Here is a 16326-nt window from a genome sequence, read left to right on the forward strand (position 1 = left end):
CATAATATGTGGTAACCAACCCACGGATAGCAGATTGCCAGCCGACGACTCGCATTTTGTCTCTGTGCCCAAGGGATTGAAAACCCTCTAGTTTAAAGGGGAAAACAGGGGAATTGACTAATTCGTTCATAGCAGGGAAAAACTCCCTGAAATTAACCGGTTAGAGCGCGAAATTGAGGTTATTGGGGAATTCCTCCCTAATAAAACCTAAATAAACATGGTTATAGCCATATTCGGGTGATTTTTAGGGAGGTTTTCCCTAATCGAAGGTTTACATTGAAAAAATCTATTGATTTTAGGGAGGAATTCCCTAATTATCAGGCTGCTGGGCGATGAATGGGCGATGAACATCCCTCAGCCATGCCTAAGAACCATTATCTGCAACAAAAGAGCTTGCCCCTAAAAGCCAACAACGGCTTTATGGGGGCAAGCTCTTTTCAACTAAAATTAATCAGCAAAGCTGTACGTAGGGTCAGTCAGATTCATTCTTTCTTTAATGCCTGATGTGGCGTAGATTTTGTTGTCATCGGTAATAAAGAAAGCTTCTACATCTTCAGGTAACGACTCCAGATATTTCATACCTTCTTCGATCCCCATCAAGAACACCCCAGTGGACAAAGCATCCGCATCTGTTGCATTAGGGCTCATAATGGTCAAGCTTTTGAGACCGTTCTGAGAAGGGTAACCTGTGCGTGGATCAAGAATATGGTGATAACGAACATTGTCTTGCATAAAATAACGTTCGTAAACACCAGAAGCATCGATGACCTCATCCGCGATTTTAATCGTTCCTAGCTGCGTGCCGCGGCTTTGGTCAGGGTCTTGCAGACCAATATTCCAATCCGTTCCGTTTGGTTTCGTACCTAACGCAATAATACTGCTGCCGCCGAGGTTGATCATTGCACTGTTAAGGCCTTGCTCTTTTAAATAATCAGCGATACGGTCAGCAGCATACCCTTTGCCGATACCTCCAAGATCCAGTACCATATTTTCCTTCAGTAGCTTCACGGTCTTAGCAGCTTCGTCAATTTCAACGTCCCTGTAATTGGTTAGGCTCTTGGCTGCATCGATAGCTGCTGGATCAGGGACTTTATCTCCGCCACTACCGATGTTCCAGAGGTCGATCAGCGGACCAATCGTGGGATCGAATAGCCCGTCCATTTCTTTTGCATATTGCACGGATTGTTTTACAACATCTAAGGTCTCGTCCGAAACGACAACCGCTTCTTTTCCTGCTGCTTGATTGACTGCGTAAACCTCGCCGCCTTCTTTTGTACGGCTAAGCTCCATATCCATGCGCTCCAGCATTTGCTGGATATCATCCATATTTTTTTGGGCTACATTTTCTCCGAACACTTTGATATTCACGACCGTGTCATAGATATAAAAGGTCTGTGAGAGTGACTTGGCTTCGCCTTTTCCTGAAGCTGTTGCGCCACCCGGTGTTTCCGTCGCTTTGTCATCCTTATTTTTAGTAATTAGCCAAGCGCCGACAGCTATGACGACGATGACGATAACAACGAGGATCAACGTCGTTTTTTTGTTCTTGAACATATTCCACCATCCATAAAGTTAGTTTCTAAAACACATTATTACTATCATACCCTAGATCAGAAGTTGATGGAAATTAATTTCATGGCATATTTACGTACAACTCCGTCTGCACGAAAAAAAAGCCCCGCAATCTGATTCGGAGCAACGCTGTGGATATAGAGGTAGCTATTAAGCTAATCTAGCATGTATTCACGGTATTTGTTTTTACGAGGATTCATTACGAAAAGGATTCCTTTGGCATAACCGCTAACGGCTTTAAAATTTCGTTTGAGAGTTTCTTTACCTGTAAGACAGGTTAACGTCCAGATCAATGCGGCATAATTCATAGGGGGTGCTTTACGTAAGTTGAGCAGATAATAATGATTGATGGCAGTAGCTCTTGCAACAACGCCCGCCTTATCCCGAGATCCCGGCGACTCATGATGAATGATTTTCATAGCCGGGTTAATGACAAGCTTGCCATAACGGCTAGCCAAATGGGACAAGTAAATATCCTCGGCAATGGAGTAACTTGTCATCCAGGGATAGGGTTTCATATCTTGTAATGCTGAGCGCCGGAATGACATATTACAGCCGTGAAAAAAATCCGTCTCAAAAACCTGCTCCTTCTCTCCCCAGAGGAATAGGGAGCCTGCAAACATGCTTGGGGATAATCTGCCCGGGGATCCAGACATTTGTCCGGTCAGCATGCCAAACAGCCGGCCCGGTTTGCTGCTGCGCATTCCTTTTGCCACACCGCCTACACCGACAATTGAATCGTCCGCTGCATAAGTATCAAGTAATCGTCGAATATATAAGGAATCATCTAATTCTGCATCATCGTCTAAATGAAGCACAATTTCAGCATTTACTAGTCCAAGTGACTCATAACGGGAAAGCCAGAGTCCCGGATTAGTCTTACGATGATATCGAAACTCAGCCTGTGGCAATTTGTTCATTATGTTACGATAATAGGTTAATCTTTCTACAGGAATCTCACCGTCATCTACAATCCAGAGCTCGATGGAGACATTCTCTAGCTGTGTCTGCTTGCTTATAGACTCTATGCACACTGTAAGGTCGTTTATACGGTTACGGGTAGGTATCACTATAGATACATCATGCATATGGGGATCTCCCTTCGGAATTTCTGGTGTTAACTTCATTTTATCTGCCCAGAAGGGGAGCGTATATACCACTTTCGTTTACTTTTTGCTTTAACATTCACGTCTATAAATGTCATTTTATTAAAAGTTAAGTTTGTAATTTTGAGTTTTTAACTATATAATAGTAAGCGACGTATATTTAGTTATTACTCTTATATGACAGCTACAAATTATCAATAATATTAGGAGGTTTTTTCGTGAGAATAGATATCTGGTCCGATTATGCATGTCCTTTTTGTTATATTGGCAAAAGACGTTTGGAGAATGCGCTAAGCCAATTCCCGAACCGTGATCAAGTAGAGGTAGTATTCCGTAGCTTTCAACTGGATCCACATGCAGAGGTAAGTACAGACAAGAGTATTCATGAGCTGCTGGCTGCCAAATACGGGATGACCGTCGAAAAAGCAAAAGCAATGAACGCACAACTAGCGGAGCAAGCTAAAGATGTGGGCTTGGAATTTAATTTTGATACAGTAAAGCATACCAACACTTTCGACAGTCACAGACTGAGTCATTTTGCAAGCACAAAGGGAAAAGGTGCAGAAATGTCCGAACGTCTGCTGCGCGCCTACTTTACGGATTCATTAAATCTTGGAGATCGCAGTGTACTGGCTTCACTCGCTGCTGAAGTTGGTTTAGATCAAGTGGAAGCTGCGGCAATGCTGGAAACGGATGCTTTTGCGAATGAGGTTAATGGCGATATTGAAGAAGGAAGCCGTCTTAATATTACCGGTGTACCTTTCTTTGTATTCAACAATAAATATGCTTTATCTGGTGCACAACCAGGTCCTGTATTTACAGAGGTACTGGATACTGTGTGGGCGGAGGAACAAGCAGGACCAACGTTGCAAGTGGTTGGTAAGGGGAATTCTGAAGTATCTACCGATGATGGTTGCGCAGATGGATCTTGCAATATTTAAAGTTTGGATTCTAGTAAAATAAAAGAGCTGAGGGAGCCCTCAGCTCTTTTTTGTGTGCGCCCAGCATGGGCGCTATCTATAGGGTTGAAGTCCCGAATGGCGAAGGCAGTAGTAGCCATTAGCTTAAGGCAAGGGTGTCCACCGCGAGGTGGAATCTGAAGGAAGCCAGCGGCAAATCTCCGGTCTGAGGAATACGAACTTCATACAAGGCTAACGTAGGCTGGATGAGGTTGCACAACAAACCAAAGTCCATACTGCCAAAGGCGTACGAGAGTAAATGAAGCAGATAGATGGAGAGGAAGATAGCGTTCTTACCTGGGGAGATCTGTGTGATAGGCGAGTATACTTCGTAACCCTACTTGTGAGAGTAGGCTGAGTGCACAGAAGTCAGCAGACGCCATAGTACGCAAGCTGTTGCAACAGCTGCGGAAGGGCTGAACATGGAATAGGATTTATACATCCAGGCGTTCAAGATGAGCGATGAATGCAGAAAAAAAAAATCCGAAAGGACCTGACTGAAGAAGGAAACGGTGAATCCCGTGGGGGTCTTCAGCAGGGCGGAGTTCATCTTTGGCACAAATGGAAGGTATAAATCACGTAAAGAGAGGTTAAAAAAAAATGTTGGAGCAACTGCTATCACGGGAAAATCTTCTGCAAGCCTTAAAGCGTGTTGAAGCGAATAAAGGAAGTCATGGCGTAGATGGGATGTCCGTAAAATCCTTACGAGAACACATCGTACAAAACTGGCAGACCTTGCGGCATGCCATAGAAGAAGGAACCTATGAACCGAGCCCCGTGCGCCGAGTCGAAATCCCGAAACCCGGTGGCGGAGGTGTTAGGTTACTAGGAATACCTACCGTGACAGATCGAATGATTCAACAAGCAATCGCGCAGGTGTTAACTCCATTGTTTGATCCAGAGTTTTCCGACCATAGCTATGGATTCCGTCCGAAAAGACGAGGGCATGATGCGGTGAGGAAAGCTCGAACCTTTATGAAAGAAGGCTATCGATTCGTAGTCGACCTAGACTTGGAGAAATTCTTTGATCGCGTCAACCATGACCGACTGATGATGAAGATTTCGGAGAAAGTGGAGGACAAGAAAGTTCTCCTGCTTATCCGCAAATATCTTCAGTCAGGTGTGATGGAGAACGGGTTAGTAACCCCGACAACGGAAGGTGCCCCGCAAGGCGGTCCACTGAGTCCGTTATTATCTAACATTGTCCTAGATGAGCTCGACAAAGAACTCGAGAAACGTGGGCACCGCTTCGTTCGTTATGCGGATGATTGCAATATTTACGTGAAAACGCTAAGAGCAGGAGAGAGAGTCAAGACAACGGTCACCCGATTCATCGAGACGAGGCTAAAGCTGAAGGTGAACCAAGTAAAGAGCGCGGTAGACCGTCCCTGGAAACGAAAGTTTCTAGGATTTAGTTTTAGTGTGGACAAAGAACCAAAGGTGAGAATTGCGAAGCAGTCCTTACAGAGAGTCAAGGTTCGAATACAGGAGATATCCTCTCGAAAGAGATCGATGAAGATGGAAGAGCGAATCAAGGAACTAAACCACTACCTCATGGGATGGTGCGGTTATTTCTCGCTGGCGGATACCCCAAGTACCTTTCGAGATATGGATAAATGGATACGAAGAAGGCTACGAATGTGCCTCTGGAAGCAGTGGAAGACCCCTAGAACCAAAGTCAAAAGACTTATATCCTTAGGGGTACCTAAGGATAAAGCCTATGAGTGGGGAAATACCCGAAAAGGGTATTGGCGAATTGCAGGGAGTCCAATTCTACAACATGCATTGAATAACCAATATTGGGAAGCCAATGGATTAAAGAGTGTATTGGACAGATACAACTCCTTACGGAATATTTCATGAACCGCCGTATATCGAACGGTACGTACGGTGGTGTGAGAGGTCGGGGGCTAGCCGCCCCCTCCTACTCGATTTTGATAAACCTGTTCTTTTGTTGCTTCCCACACTCAAAAACAAGCGCTCCCGATATCCGGAAGCGCTCGCCGCTGATTGTGGTTTTATCTGAAAGATGTAACAAAGCTTGAGAATAGTGTACGTACATCGTATTGATATTGGTTGATTGGCTCGATAGGCCGTTCGATACCAAGTAGAGTATATACCGCAATTCTCGCTGCTCTCACGGAGTATTCTTCAGTGAATACAACGTCATCTGGAATTTCACAGAATTGTCCAATAAAGGCCAGGTTCGTGGAACCCTCAGGGACAACTTTTGGTCGGTCACTATTGAGTCTAGGCATAAACTGAGAAGTGATATAAGGCATCATGCAAGGAATACAGTTGGCGGTAGCCATGATCTCGTCCTTATGTTCTTCAAAGTGAAGATGACCGATCAATTCTTGCATAATTTCTTCGCCGGTACAATCACACATTCTCTTTTTCACGAAATCCCCAACTTTGTCTGGATACAGTCCGTAACCCCAGAACACTTTAACATGCTCAGGCTGATTGCGGAAATGCGGTTGGTAAGCTAGTACAACGGACATAAACCAGCTCGAATCCTTAAATGTGACCAAAGCGCCTGTGCCGGCACGGTTACGTGTGAAATTTTCCATTAGATCGAAGAATTTGGAGTCATGGAAAGTTACAGTAAAGGACTCCCATTTCGAACCGTCTACATGATCATCGAACGAAGAAGGATTGCCAAGACTTGGTTTCTTGGAAGCGATGTTTTCCCATAATTTCCACGAGCTTCCCTTGCCGTTAAGGCGTGGAGCAGAAGTCATAGAACCAAGGCTGGAGCCTTCGGTCATAGAACCGTTTGTGATAATTACGAGATCATCTTCTTTTACATCAATCACATCTTTGACACCTTCGCGCACTACATTCATTTGGGTTACGGTAATTCCGTCACCTTTTTTGAACTGCAGATCAGTAACTGTACATTTCAGTGTGAAATCGACACCGAATGGTTCAAGATATTTGTGCAAAGGCAGAATGATGGAATCATATTGGTTATAAGGAGTGCGAGTTACACCTTCCAGCGTTTGAATTCTTGGGAATTCATGGAAGAAACGAAGCATATATCTTTTAAACTCTACAGCGCTGTGCCAAGGTTGGAATGCAAAAGTAGTAGCCCACATATACCAGAAGTTTGTTGTGAAAAAGTGAGGGGCGAACCAGTCGTTGATACGCGCTTTACCCATTTTATCTTCTGGTGTAATAATCAGCTTGCCCATAGCGAGACGATCAGCCATATCAAAACCCATGGACAATACATCTTCTACTTTGCCGTCTTTGTTTACAAGTCTGGCGTTTGAGTGTGTTGGATTTGCGGTATCAAAAGCAATAATTTCATCCCGCACAGACAACCCCGGACGGTCGACAGAAGGAATCGTTGTTAATAGCTCCCAGAGATTCTCATAAGCTTCATCGTTGAGCATACGGCCGCCGCGGACAACGTAACCATGTTCAGCGTCACCTGCGCCGTCATTGCTACCACCAAGAATCTTCATCTCTTCAATAATGTGAATGTTTTGTCCCGGAAAATCACAGTCTCTGACCAGGTAAGCAGCGCCCGCTAAGGATGCAATTCCGCCACCGACAAAATAAACCTGTCTATTACCGTACTCTTTTTTCACAATGGTCGCCTCCAAGTAGTTGTTTAAATAATCACACTCTTAATGTAAACCAACTCCTATTTTGAAGGTATAATCAAACTCTTTAGAGTGTCTGGATTTTTGTCATTATGGGTGATCTGTCTAGTTTTTAGACAAAAAAAACCGCTGCAACCAAAGGTTACAACGGATGGTTCTCATATTTGTGTAAAGCTTTCAGAAAATTTCCTTCAATTAGATCACTTAGCTTCTCAATCATATGGTGCGGCTGTTCCTTCATGCCTTCTCTCATCCACTGAATGATTAGGCCTGTGAAGGCTAGCGTATAAAAATTGGCTATAAAGTGCTTGTCTTCTTCGCAAACCTCCATCCCGGAGGACAGCTCGTTTATAACCCCCATGATGAGATCGTTTGTCACCTCGTACAGATATGCATCCAGATGATTTCTGCCTAATGAATTTAGCGTGTTACAGCAAAAGGATTTATTCCGCTCAATGTAGCAGAAGATTCTATAAAACCCGTCCGTCCAAGTGCTGTAGCTGCGATACTGGGCGAGGCTTTCGACAGCCTCAGTCTTATAAATCCAACCTAGCAAATCAAATATATCCTGGAAATGATAATAGAACGTTTGTCTGTTTAGTCCGCAATGGTCCACTAGTTGTTTAACAGTAATTTTATTGAGCGGTGTATGCTCCATTAGCTCTTTTAAAGAATGCGACAATGCATTTTTGGTTAGAAAAGAATTGGACAACAGCGTTCACCTCTTCCATTCAAGACTTCGATGCTCGCTTATACAGCAGACGAATACCTTCGGCTAATAAACCCAGTGCAAATCCGGCGCATGAAAATAAGGAAAACGCGAGGAAGCCTGCGAGATCCTCCCAACCGGACATCTCTTGGTAGGTGTAGCCCAGCATAAATGCCGCACCTATGATTATTCCCGCCGTGCTAAATACCCAGAGCAGACGCGCTCCGAGCCAGCCTAATGTGTTGACGATCCCAGCCACTACAACGGAAAAAAGAGCAAAGCGCAGTAAGAGTGTGGCATCCATTTCCTGGGCCAGCATCACGAATCGGTGTAGAGGGAAGAGAAGCCATAGAAGAATGGCATAAACGGTCATCCAGAGAAACCAACTTTTACTTTTGGCAGCAGGCAGGAATTTCATTTCATGCACACCTCTTTTCCCATAGTACGAACGTTAAAAAGTAGGGATTATACCGTGAAGGATTCTAGTTCTTCCGCACTTTGCAGCAGGTGGCTTAGCAGGTTTGGAATGTCCTCCATTTGCTCTTCTGTGAGTTGTCTTTTGAATTGCAGCTCGATGCAGTTATTGTAAGTTTCACTTTCCTGGCCATATATGAAGCTTAAAGATTGCACAGGCTGGAAATCAGGTCCCCAGATCGCTTTTAGAATACTGTCTATCGCCTGACATTCGCTAGGAATATCTTCGACTTCCATATAAAAACGAAGTGAAAGATTACAGCCGGGATCCGTATTAGGAACCTCCAAGATTTCATCGCTGAGATCTTTCGTGGACGAAGTGAGCAGGATTTCGGCGGTTACTTTCCTGCCTGCAGTTAATTGGAAGGAGAGACTGAACTCTCTGGACATCAGCGCCATATTCAGAAGGTCGGAGCGATCCGTAACCACCAATATTCCGTCTAAATTATCGTAGTCATAAATCTGGTTCTCAAAGGCGATCTTAATATTATCGAAAACTGTAGGGTGGAACAATAAGAGCACCTTCTTTGTTTATTTATATTGTAACATGATGTGATAGGAAGTTAAAAAAAGACGCCCAGGACCAAATGGACCGGGCATCTTGTGTAGAAGTTACGGCTTCCCATAAGAGGGAATACTCCTCGGTTGTGGGTATACGTTCACTTCTTAGTTTGTAGGCGCAGGCGCAGTATATTTCAGGAACGTCTTCGGAATCGGGCTCTCAAAGGTCATCAGTTCTCCAGTGGTTGGATGAATAAAAGAGAGCACTCGAGCATGTAGGCCAAGTCTTCCTACCGTTTTGGTCTCTGCACCATATTTCTTGTCACCTGCGATAGGGTGGCCGATATCTGCCATGTGCACCCGAATCTGATTTTTTCGTCCGGTTTCGAGCTTAACCTCTAGCAAGGAAAAATGGCGGTTAGCCTGAATGAGTTTATAATGTGTAATTGCATGTAGTCCATCGCCTTCATGAGGACTGGAATACATTTTAAGGGTTGAGGTTTCTTTGAGCCACGAGCTTATCTTGCCTTCAGGTCTTTTAACCGCGCCTTCCACGAGCGCTACGTAAGAACGTTCCTTCACGGTATCTTTCCAAGTAGTTTGTAGCGCTTGCTGAATCCGTTCGCTTTTGGCAAACATCATTACACCTGATGTATCTCTGTCCAAACGATGTACGACAAAAATCCGATTTTGTGGATTGCTAACACGGACATGCTCCATGAGCTGGCGGTAAGCCGTCAATTCATTTTCTTCCGCAGTGGCGATAGATAGCAGTCCAGCATCCTTTTGAACAATAATCAGGTCTTCATCCTCATGAACGATTTTAAGTCCGATCATCTCTGCTGTTTGTACAGGCTTCTCTTGATCAATAGTAACGTTTTGACCCGGATGCAGTTGGAAATTATGCTGTGTAACTACCTTATTATTCACCGACACTTGTCCACGCGATAGGATGGATTTAATCGCATTTCGTCCGCGACCCGTGACGTGGGTGAGTAAGAAGGGCAATAGTTCAGAAGGTTCGTTTACAGTAAATGTTTTGGGTGCTGCGGGTGCTTTAGTTTTATGATTAAGCTTGCCAGTAGGCTTGCTGTGAGAACGAGTACCTCTTTTGGCTGTTTCTTTAGGATTTCTTCTTGAGTTCATGGATGCATTCTCCGTCCTTTAATATTGTACTCCTCAATATACCATGGGCTGTTAAGAAATACTATGGAGAGGCAGGCGTACTGGTTTGCTGCTGCTCAAAGATAGAACAGCTGTGCTAATCCAAGAAGCAGGAATAAACCGAGATATACCCAGCCTAACCTGCGGGCATATTTCTTTTCCCGGGGCATGGCGCTTACAGCATAGATCTTGGTATCCACAGTAAGCAGGAATAGTCCGGAGAGCAGGAGCACGAGAGTTAAATAAGTTAGTTGATGATAGATCATTTGAACACATCCCCATATCTAGTCTTCTTTAAGACCGACTCTTTCAATATTCGTCTTCACATTAAGTTCTATAGAGAGATCAGAATACTGTTGCTCCCAGTCATGTTTGTCACGAACATTAGCTTTCCAGTAGGAAGGAGCATATGCACGAACATATTCACCCATGCCAAAGATATCCGAGTGAGCCTGTTGCGTCTGTTTAATCAGATGGTCGAAGATGGTGAGGACTCCTTTTTGAAAGTTGGCCTCAAGTTTTTTTAAATCCTGGCTGGAATCAATACGAATATTATTACCTAGGTGCTCATCTAGCGCTGCTTCTAAATAAATATTTATAGTGATATGGGGTTTGCCGTCTTTGATTTTAACTTTAGACCTTGTAAATCGGTCGTTAACTTTAAGAGTCAGTGGGCCAAAGTCCTCTGAATTGAACATGACGGAATATCCCCCAGGATCAAGACCTTTCATGGACATATATGCGCCAATCTCAATGGGAGTAGTCGAACCAACCATAACGCCTCCGCTAAAGTAAGCAAGACCTTTTATCAACATATTGTCTTTTTGATGTAAAGACACATAAGGCAGATAACCGCTCTCTCCCCATTTAGATTCAGCTGACCAGAATACGCCTATATAGTTAGCTGGGAACTTTCCGGATCTCACGGCTTTTTCCATGGTGGATAGGATATAGAGGGTTGGAACTCGCTGAAGTGGTGGATTAATATTCATAAATTTAGAAGCCTCGCCTTCGGACACTAATAACCAGGTACGGCGACGGACTTCAGGGTTGCGGCGTAAATAATCATTTAAATCCGACAGGTTTTTGCGTGCAAAATCCTCGCTGATGATAATCACCCGAAGATGGATGAGGTAACGTGGGTCAGAGATCTGTTGTTGCAAATTGTTTAAGGCATCATCTAGTGAGTAACCGTAAACTTGTACAACCCAAACCGGATTTTGATTCCCCCCGCTACCTTCTCCCCCGCTGCTAGGACCTAACGGAACTCTCCCTGGAACTGCAATTTGGGCGGTCACACGGATTTTGGGCAAATTAATATTTGCGCTTTTTAGATGTGTCGTTTGATCATCTTCGGTTTTACTATTTGCCGGCACTGAATCTATAGACAATCCCAGCACTAATGCACGATCTTCAATTTCGAGCTGGTCCCAGCAGCCCGTAAGGAATACAAATACCAGAGAGAGAAGGAGGAGAAGACTAATACGCTTGTTAATTACTTTATTCATTCGATAGCCCTCCTTTTTGCCGAATCAGAGCTATTAACCATAAAAGAAGAGGGTAGAGAGTCAAAAAAATTAACCCGATAATCGCTGTGACGGAAGAAAAGGTATAAACCTGGTAAATATTTCTTGGCAAAAGTGAAAAGACGAAGATAAGTGGAAGTGAGAAGCTTGATACAAGGCGGTGATCTTTGTACCGAAATACTTGCTGAAGTGAATATGCTGCTAAGTAGTAGTTCGTAAAAATGGTAGTAAATATAGATATTACCCAAACAGTAATAAACAGCGCATCGAATCGTTCTAGTAGTCCTGCACCAATAGAAATGGAGCGGGCGGTTTCTAAGGTTGGATAAGCGAGTAATTTGGTTTCTTGCGCTCCGAACATTCCTAAAGTGGCCGCAACAATCATTACATAGATGAAGCCAATAATAAAAAGGGCAGCAGCTCCTGCTTTAAGCACTTGCTGAGGTTTTTTCATTAAAGGAACCAGCAGTGTGATGACAAATGTGCCCTGATAAAGGGCAGCTGAAGTGACAGTCCCTTTGGAAAAGCTTGAAAAGGTGATGTAATTTCCAGTGAGTGGAAGTAAGTTTAAAGCATCTACATTTTTCATGGCTACTAATATAATGCTGAGAACGGTTAACAAGATGAAAGGCAAATAAAAAATATGTACATAGGTGAATTTAACAATGTTTCTGCGGATAGATAAAGCAGCCAAAATAAGCATTAATAGAATGACCGCTTCGATAGGTGTTTTTTTAAACACGACCGCAACACATACCTCTCCGAATTGACGCATGGTAATCCCGGCAGAGAAAGCAAAAAACAAAGAGATAAGTACATTGAAAATATCCGCGATGCTTCTCCCGACTAACCGGCGGCTGAATACAAACAGAGTTTCATTGGGGAATTTCCGACATACAGCGGCTGTAAACCAGCAGCCTAGAAATGCAACAGGGATGCCTGAAGCCGAAACCAGCGGCGCCCCACTGTCTCCGGCTTCAGCCATATAACGGGGAATACTCAAGATACCTATTCCAATAATCGTACTAACGACTACTGCGACGACTTGGATCGTTGTTATGGGGCGGTTGTTGTTCATCGAGTTCACCCTTCTCCTTAAAAATCTGATCTGAATACGTCGTTGGTAACTCATGAGCGAGACGAGTAGGGTCTTGAGTGTTCAAGAAGCTCGGACGTCTTCTCATCCACCATAAGGGGACACGAATCAGACTGTCCTTCAGATCTCTCCATTTCGTGGGCACATATGGTGTCATGTAAGGAACGCCAAAGGATTCCAAGAATAATAAGTGATTCACGATAACGATGGTACCTAACATGACTCCGTAAAGACCAAAACAACCGGCTAGAATAATCAGTGGAAATCTTAGCATTCTGGATGAGATAGCGGCATTATAGGCAGGGGTGGCAAAAGAACCGATAGTGGTTATAGCGACAATAACAACGGTTGTCGGACTTGCTAGGCCTGCTGAAACAGCAGCCTGACCAATAACAAGAACACCTACAATAGAAAGGGCGCCCCCAATCATTTGTGGTAGACGAATAGTTGCTTCGCGGAGCACCTCCATGAAGACCTCCATAATCAGAACTTCCAAGACCGCTGGAAAAGGAACGCCTGCTCTACCCCCTGAAATCGCTACGGCAAATTCGGTAGGCATAAGCTCCGGGTTGAAGGAGATGACGGATACATATAGAGCAGGGAAAAAAAGAGAGAACAACAGGGCAATTAGTCGAATCCCCCGGATTAGGCTGCCTACAATAAAACGTTCCGAATAGTCGTCTATGGTCTGAAAAAATTGATTGAACAATGCAGGGACGATGAGCGAGAATGGGGAGCCATCTACCAGAATGATGACTCTTCCTTCCAATAAGGCTGCCGCTGATTTATCCGGACGTTCTGTTGGTTGAACCTGAGGAAAAGGAGATAATGGGTTATCCTCAATGAATTGCTCGATGTACCCTGCATCAAGGATGCTATCTGTGTTTATCATGGATAATCTCTTCATCACTTTTTCAACCAATTCAGGATCTACTATCCCTTCTATATAGCACACAGCAACCTGTGAGCGTGTCCGCACACCAAGCGGAGCAGTAATAACCCGGAAATCTGGCGTTTGCAGCCGATAACGGAGTAAGGAAAGGTTTGCCTCCAAGTTTTCTATAAAACCTTCGCGTGAGCCACGAATTACCTGCTCGGTCTGTGGCTGTTCAATGCTGCGATGTTCGATTTTACGCAAATTGAAGTGAAGTGCTTGATCCATACCATCTATAAGGAGTACAACGCTCCCTTCTAATAGAGCGAGTGGCAGAGAATTTAAGTCCTTCGTTCGGTTCCCAGCCGCTATTTGTATGGTCGTATTCCAGATGAAATCAGGCAGATCCTTGCGCTCTTCAGGAATTGTCGAGAGATCAGCGGGAGGGCTCATTAACGGTTTAAGCACATGCTCATGAATTTGATTTTGGTCCACCAAAGATGAAAAAAAGATAATTACCGCATCATATAAACCGTATACCCGAAAATTACGCACAACGAGATCTGCATCTTCTCCAAAAATTTGGCTAATGGCTTTAATATTATTTTTTAGGTCGGGATCTAGTGGCTTTTCCGAACGCTGATCAGGAATGGTGGGATCTTCGTGCGTTTTTTTTTGCTTAAAAGAACTATAGTTTTGCTTCCAGTTTTGCACGGCTATTCCCCTTTCCTAAAGAATGATGATTTTTAAAGCTTGGCTCAAAAGCGCTCCTTTTATGTAATTTTTCCAAAAGGAGAAACGAAAGAAGGACTTCTAGAGTGTTGCTCATTACACCATTGACCGCTAAACTAAAGATAGAAACGCCTAAGGAGTCATGATAGATATGAAGATGCAAGCACCTACTATTGAACAGGCGCAGGCTGAGCTGCAAAAATATTACGGTTATCCAGACTTTCGGGATGGCCAGAAAAAGATTGTTCAGAACTTGCTGGAAGGACGCGACACATTGGGAATCCTCCCTACGGGTGGCGGGAAATCAATCTGTTATCAGGTTCCTGCACTGCTCCTGCCAGGGCTGACACTGGTGATATCACCACTGATCTCGCTGATGAAAGACCAGGTGGATGCGTTAACTACCGCGGGTATTCCGGCAGCCTTTATTAATAGCACGTTAAGCGGAAAAGAAGTGAATGAGCGGATTCGGGCTGCCCGGCGGGGTGATTTGAAGCTGCTCTATGTTGCGCCCGAAAGGCTTGAGCTGGACTGGTTCCGTCTGGAAATGGCTGAGCTGTCAATTTCCTGCGTGGCTGTTGATGAAGCGCACTGTGTATCCCAGTGGGGGCATGATTTTCGGACAAGTTATCTGTCTGTGTCTCCATTTGTAGATGAGCTGCCTGACCGGCCGATCTTGGCTGCATTTACTGCCACGGCGACGCCGGAGGTTATGGAGGATATGGTCCGGCTGCTGCGCTTGCGTGAGCCGGGTATTTTCATGACGGGGCTAGGAAGAGATAATCTGGCAATGTCCGTGCTGCGGGGAGAGAACAAGCGGGAGTTCGTTATGGATTATGCGGCTACGCATTCTCATCAGCCGGGGATTGTATATGCGGCAACCCGCAAAGAAGTAGATGATCTGTATCAGAGGCTGCAAGCTTCTGGCATAGCGGCAGGTCGCTATCATGCGGGTATGAATGATCAGGAGCGGGCAGATAGCCAGGAAGGGTTCCTCTATGACGATATCCGGGTCATGGTGGCTACGAATGCCTTTGGGATGGGGATTGATAAATCCAATGTCCGATACGTAATTCACTACAATATGCCCAAAAATATGGAAGCTTATGTTCAGGAAGCGGGTCGTGCTGGACGTGACGGGGAGCCGAGTGAATGTATTTTGCTGTTTAGTGCGCAGGATATTATGACGCAAAAGTTCCTGATCGAGCAGAATCCACAGGATACTGACCGTAAAGCTAACGAATATCGCAAGCTTCAGCAAATGATTGATTATTGCTATACTACTCGCTGCTTGCGCAGTGCCCAGCTGGATTATTTCGGGGAAGAACATGGGGACAAGCCATGTGGTATCTGCAGCTCATGTACGGATGAACGAGAGCTAGTGGATATGACCGTCGATGCGCAAAAGATCTTCTCCTGCATTCACCGCATGCGGGAGCGTTATGGTGTAGCGTTGGTAGCATCTGTGCTGAAAGGCTCTCGCAATCAAAAGGTGATGCAGTACGGCTTCGATAAGCTGCCCACACATGGGGCGATGTCGAGCCGGACGGAGAAGGAAATCTCAGAGAGTATCAATGTGCTTATCTCAGAAGGGTATCTTGCCTTGTCGGAAGGCCAGTACCCTGTAGTACGGCTCCAGCCTCTGGCTGCCGAGGTCCTGCGCGGACAGCGTGAGGTGATGCAGCGTGTGGCGCGGCCTTCGCGGGCAGGCACAACATCCGGTACGAGAGTTCGTAGTCGGGGGCATGACCTGTCGCCATCAGCCGTCAATGAGACTGTCTTTGAGCAGCTGCGTCTTATCCGGCGTGAATTGGCAGGACGCGAGCATGTGCCATCGTACATTATTTTTAATGATGCCACGCTGCGTGAGATGAGTGTGGTTTGCCCGCAGACCGAAGCGGAAATGCTGAGGGTAAAGGGTGTTGGGGAAGTGAAATACCGGAAGTACGGTAAGGCATTCTTAGAGTTTTTTCAAAATGAAATGTAGAAAAGGTCGTGT

14 protein-coding genes are annotated in these 16326 nt (G+C 44.9%); 3 read left to right on the plus strand and 11 right to left on the minus strand.

What is annotated here, in order from left to right:
- Positions 1 to 447 precede the first annotated feature (447 nt).
- Complete coding sequence (locus NSQ50_RS06110) at positions 448 to 1554, minus strand: FAD:protein FMN transferase (RefSeq protein WP_076225292.1); 1107 nt, start codon at positions 1552 to 1554, stop codon at positions 448 to 450.
- Between the two features lie 173 nt (positions 1555 to 1727).
- Positions 1728 to 2699 (minus strand): glycosyltransferase family 2 protein, encoded by a 972-nt coding sequence (locus tag NSQ50_RS06115; protein WP_340949312.1) that lies wholly within the window; start codon positions 2697 to 2699, stop codon positions 1728 to 1730.
- A gap of 197 nt (positions 2700 to 2896) precedes the next feature.
- Between NSQ50_RS06115 and NSQ50_RS06120 the strand changes: the two genes are divergently transcribed.
- Together NSQ50_RS06120 and ltrA are read left to right on the plus strand one after the other, a co-directional pair.
- Complete coding sequence (locus NSQ50_RS06120; protein ID WP_076099013.1) at positions 2897 to 3619, plus strand: DsbA family oxidoreductase; 723 nt, start codon at positions 2897 to 2899, stop codon at positions 3617 to 3619.
- 618 nt (positions 3620 to 4237) lie between these two features.
- The gene (ltrA, locus tag NSQ50_RS06125; RefSeq protein WP_036681916.1) at positions 4238 to 5500 is read left to right on the plus strand and encodes a group II intron reverse transcriptase/maturase; all 1263 of its coding nucleotides are present in this window, start codon (positions 4238 to 4240) and stop codon (positions 5498 to 5500) included.
- Between the two features lie 155 nt (positions 5501 to 5655).
- Here the strand turns inward: ltrA and NSQ50_RS06130 are convergent, their stop codons facing one another.
- From NSQ50_RS06130 to NSQ50_RS06170, 9 genes are all read right to left on the minus strand, one after another.
- Positions 5656 to 7236 (minus strand): oleate hydratase, encoded by a 1581-nt coding sequence (locus NSQ50_RS06130; protein ID WP_076128088.1) that lies wholly within the window; start codon positions 7234 to 7236, stop codon positions 5656 to 5658.
- A 157-nt stretch (positions 7237 to 7393) separates the two neighbouring features.
- The gene (locus NSQ50_RS06135; protein WP_036681438.1) at positions 7394 to 7963 is read right to left on the minus strand and encodes a TetR/AcrR family transcriptional regulator; all 570 of its coding nucleotides are present in this window, start codon (positions 7961 to 7963) and stop codon (positions 7394 to 7396) included.
- A gap of 19 nt (positions 7964 to 7982) precedes the next feature.
- A complete protein-coding gene (locus tag NSQ50_RS06140; protein WP_076099011.1) occupies positions 7983 to 8378 on the minus strand; it encodes a hypothetical protein in 396 nt (131 codons plus the stop codon).
- A 47-nt stretch (positions 8379 to 8425) separates the two neighbouring features.
- Positions 8426 to 8947 (minus strand): hypothetical protein, encoded by a 522-nt coding sequence (locus NSQ50_RS06145; protein ID WP_036681441.1) that lies wholly within the window; start codon positions 8945 to 8947, stop codon positions 8426 to 8428.
- A 153-nt stretch (positions 8948 to 9100) separates the two neighbouring features.
- Positions 9101 to 10081 (minus strand): RluA family pseudouridine synthase, encoded by a 981-nt coding sequence (locus NSQ50_RS06150; RefSeq protein WP_076099010.1) that lies wholly within the window; start codon positions 10079 to 10081, stop codon positions 9101 to 9103.
- Between the two features lie 95 nt (positions 10082 to 10176).
- Positions 10177 to 10365 (minus strand): CLC_0170 family protein, encoded by a 189-nt coding sequence (locus NSQ50_RS06155; RefSeq protein WP_038569199.1) that lies wholly within the window; start codon positions 10363 to 10365, stop codon positions 10177 to 10179.
- 18 nt (positions 10366 to 10383) lie between these two features.
- Positions 10384 to 11607 carry a Ger(x)C family spore germination protein gene (locus NSQ50_RS06160; RefSeq protein ID WP_038569201.1) on the minus strand — a complete coding sequence of 408 codons (1224 nt, stop codon included), beginning with the start codon at positions 11605 to 11607 and terminating at the stop codon, positions 10384 to 10386.
- On the minus strand, positions 11600 to 12703 hold the full coding sequence (locus NSQ50_RS06165; RefSeq protein ID WP_036681452.1) for a GerAB/ArcD/ProY family transporter: 1104 nt from the start codon (positions 12701 to 12703) through the stop codon (positions 11600 to 11602). The genes NSQ50_RS06160 and NSQ50_RS06165 overlap by 8 nt, the downstream gene beginning before the upstream one ends.
- Positions 12651 to 14309: a spore germination protein gene (locus NSQ50_RS06170; RefSeq protein WP_076179827.1), complete on the minus strand. Its 1659-nt coding sequence runs from the start codon at positions 14307 to 14309 to the stop codon at positions 12651 to 12653. Before NSQ50_RS06170 ends, NSQ50_RS06165 begins: the two co-directional genes overlap by 53 nt.
- 169 nt (positions 14310 to 14478) lie before the next feature.
- On the opposite strand from NSQ50_RS06170, the gene recQ reads away from it, so the two are divergent.
- Positions 14479 to 16314, plus strand: a complete 1836-nt coding sequence (gene recQ / locus NSQ50_RS06175; protein ID WP_038569203.1) for a DNA helicase RecQ — start codon at positions 14479 to 14481, stop codon at positions 16312 to 16314.
- Positions 16315 to 16326 lie beyond the last annotated feature (12 nt).

The organism is Paenibacillus sp. FSL R10-2788 (genome assembly GCF_038003885.1).
Taxonomy (GTDB): domain Bacteria; phylum Bacillota; class Bacilli; order Paenibacillales; family Paenibacillaceae; genus Paenibacillus_AQ; species Paenibacillus_AQ odorifer.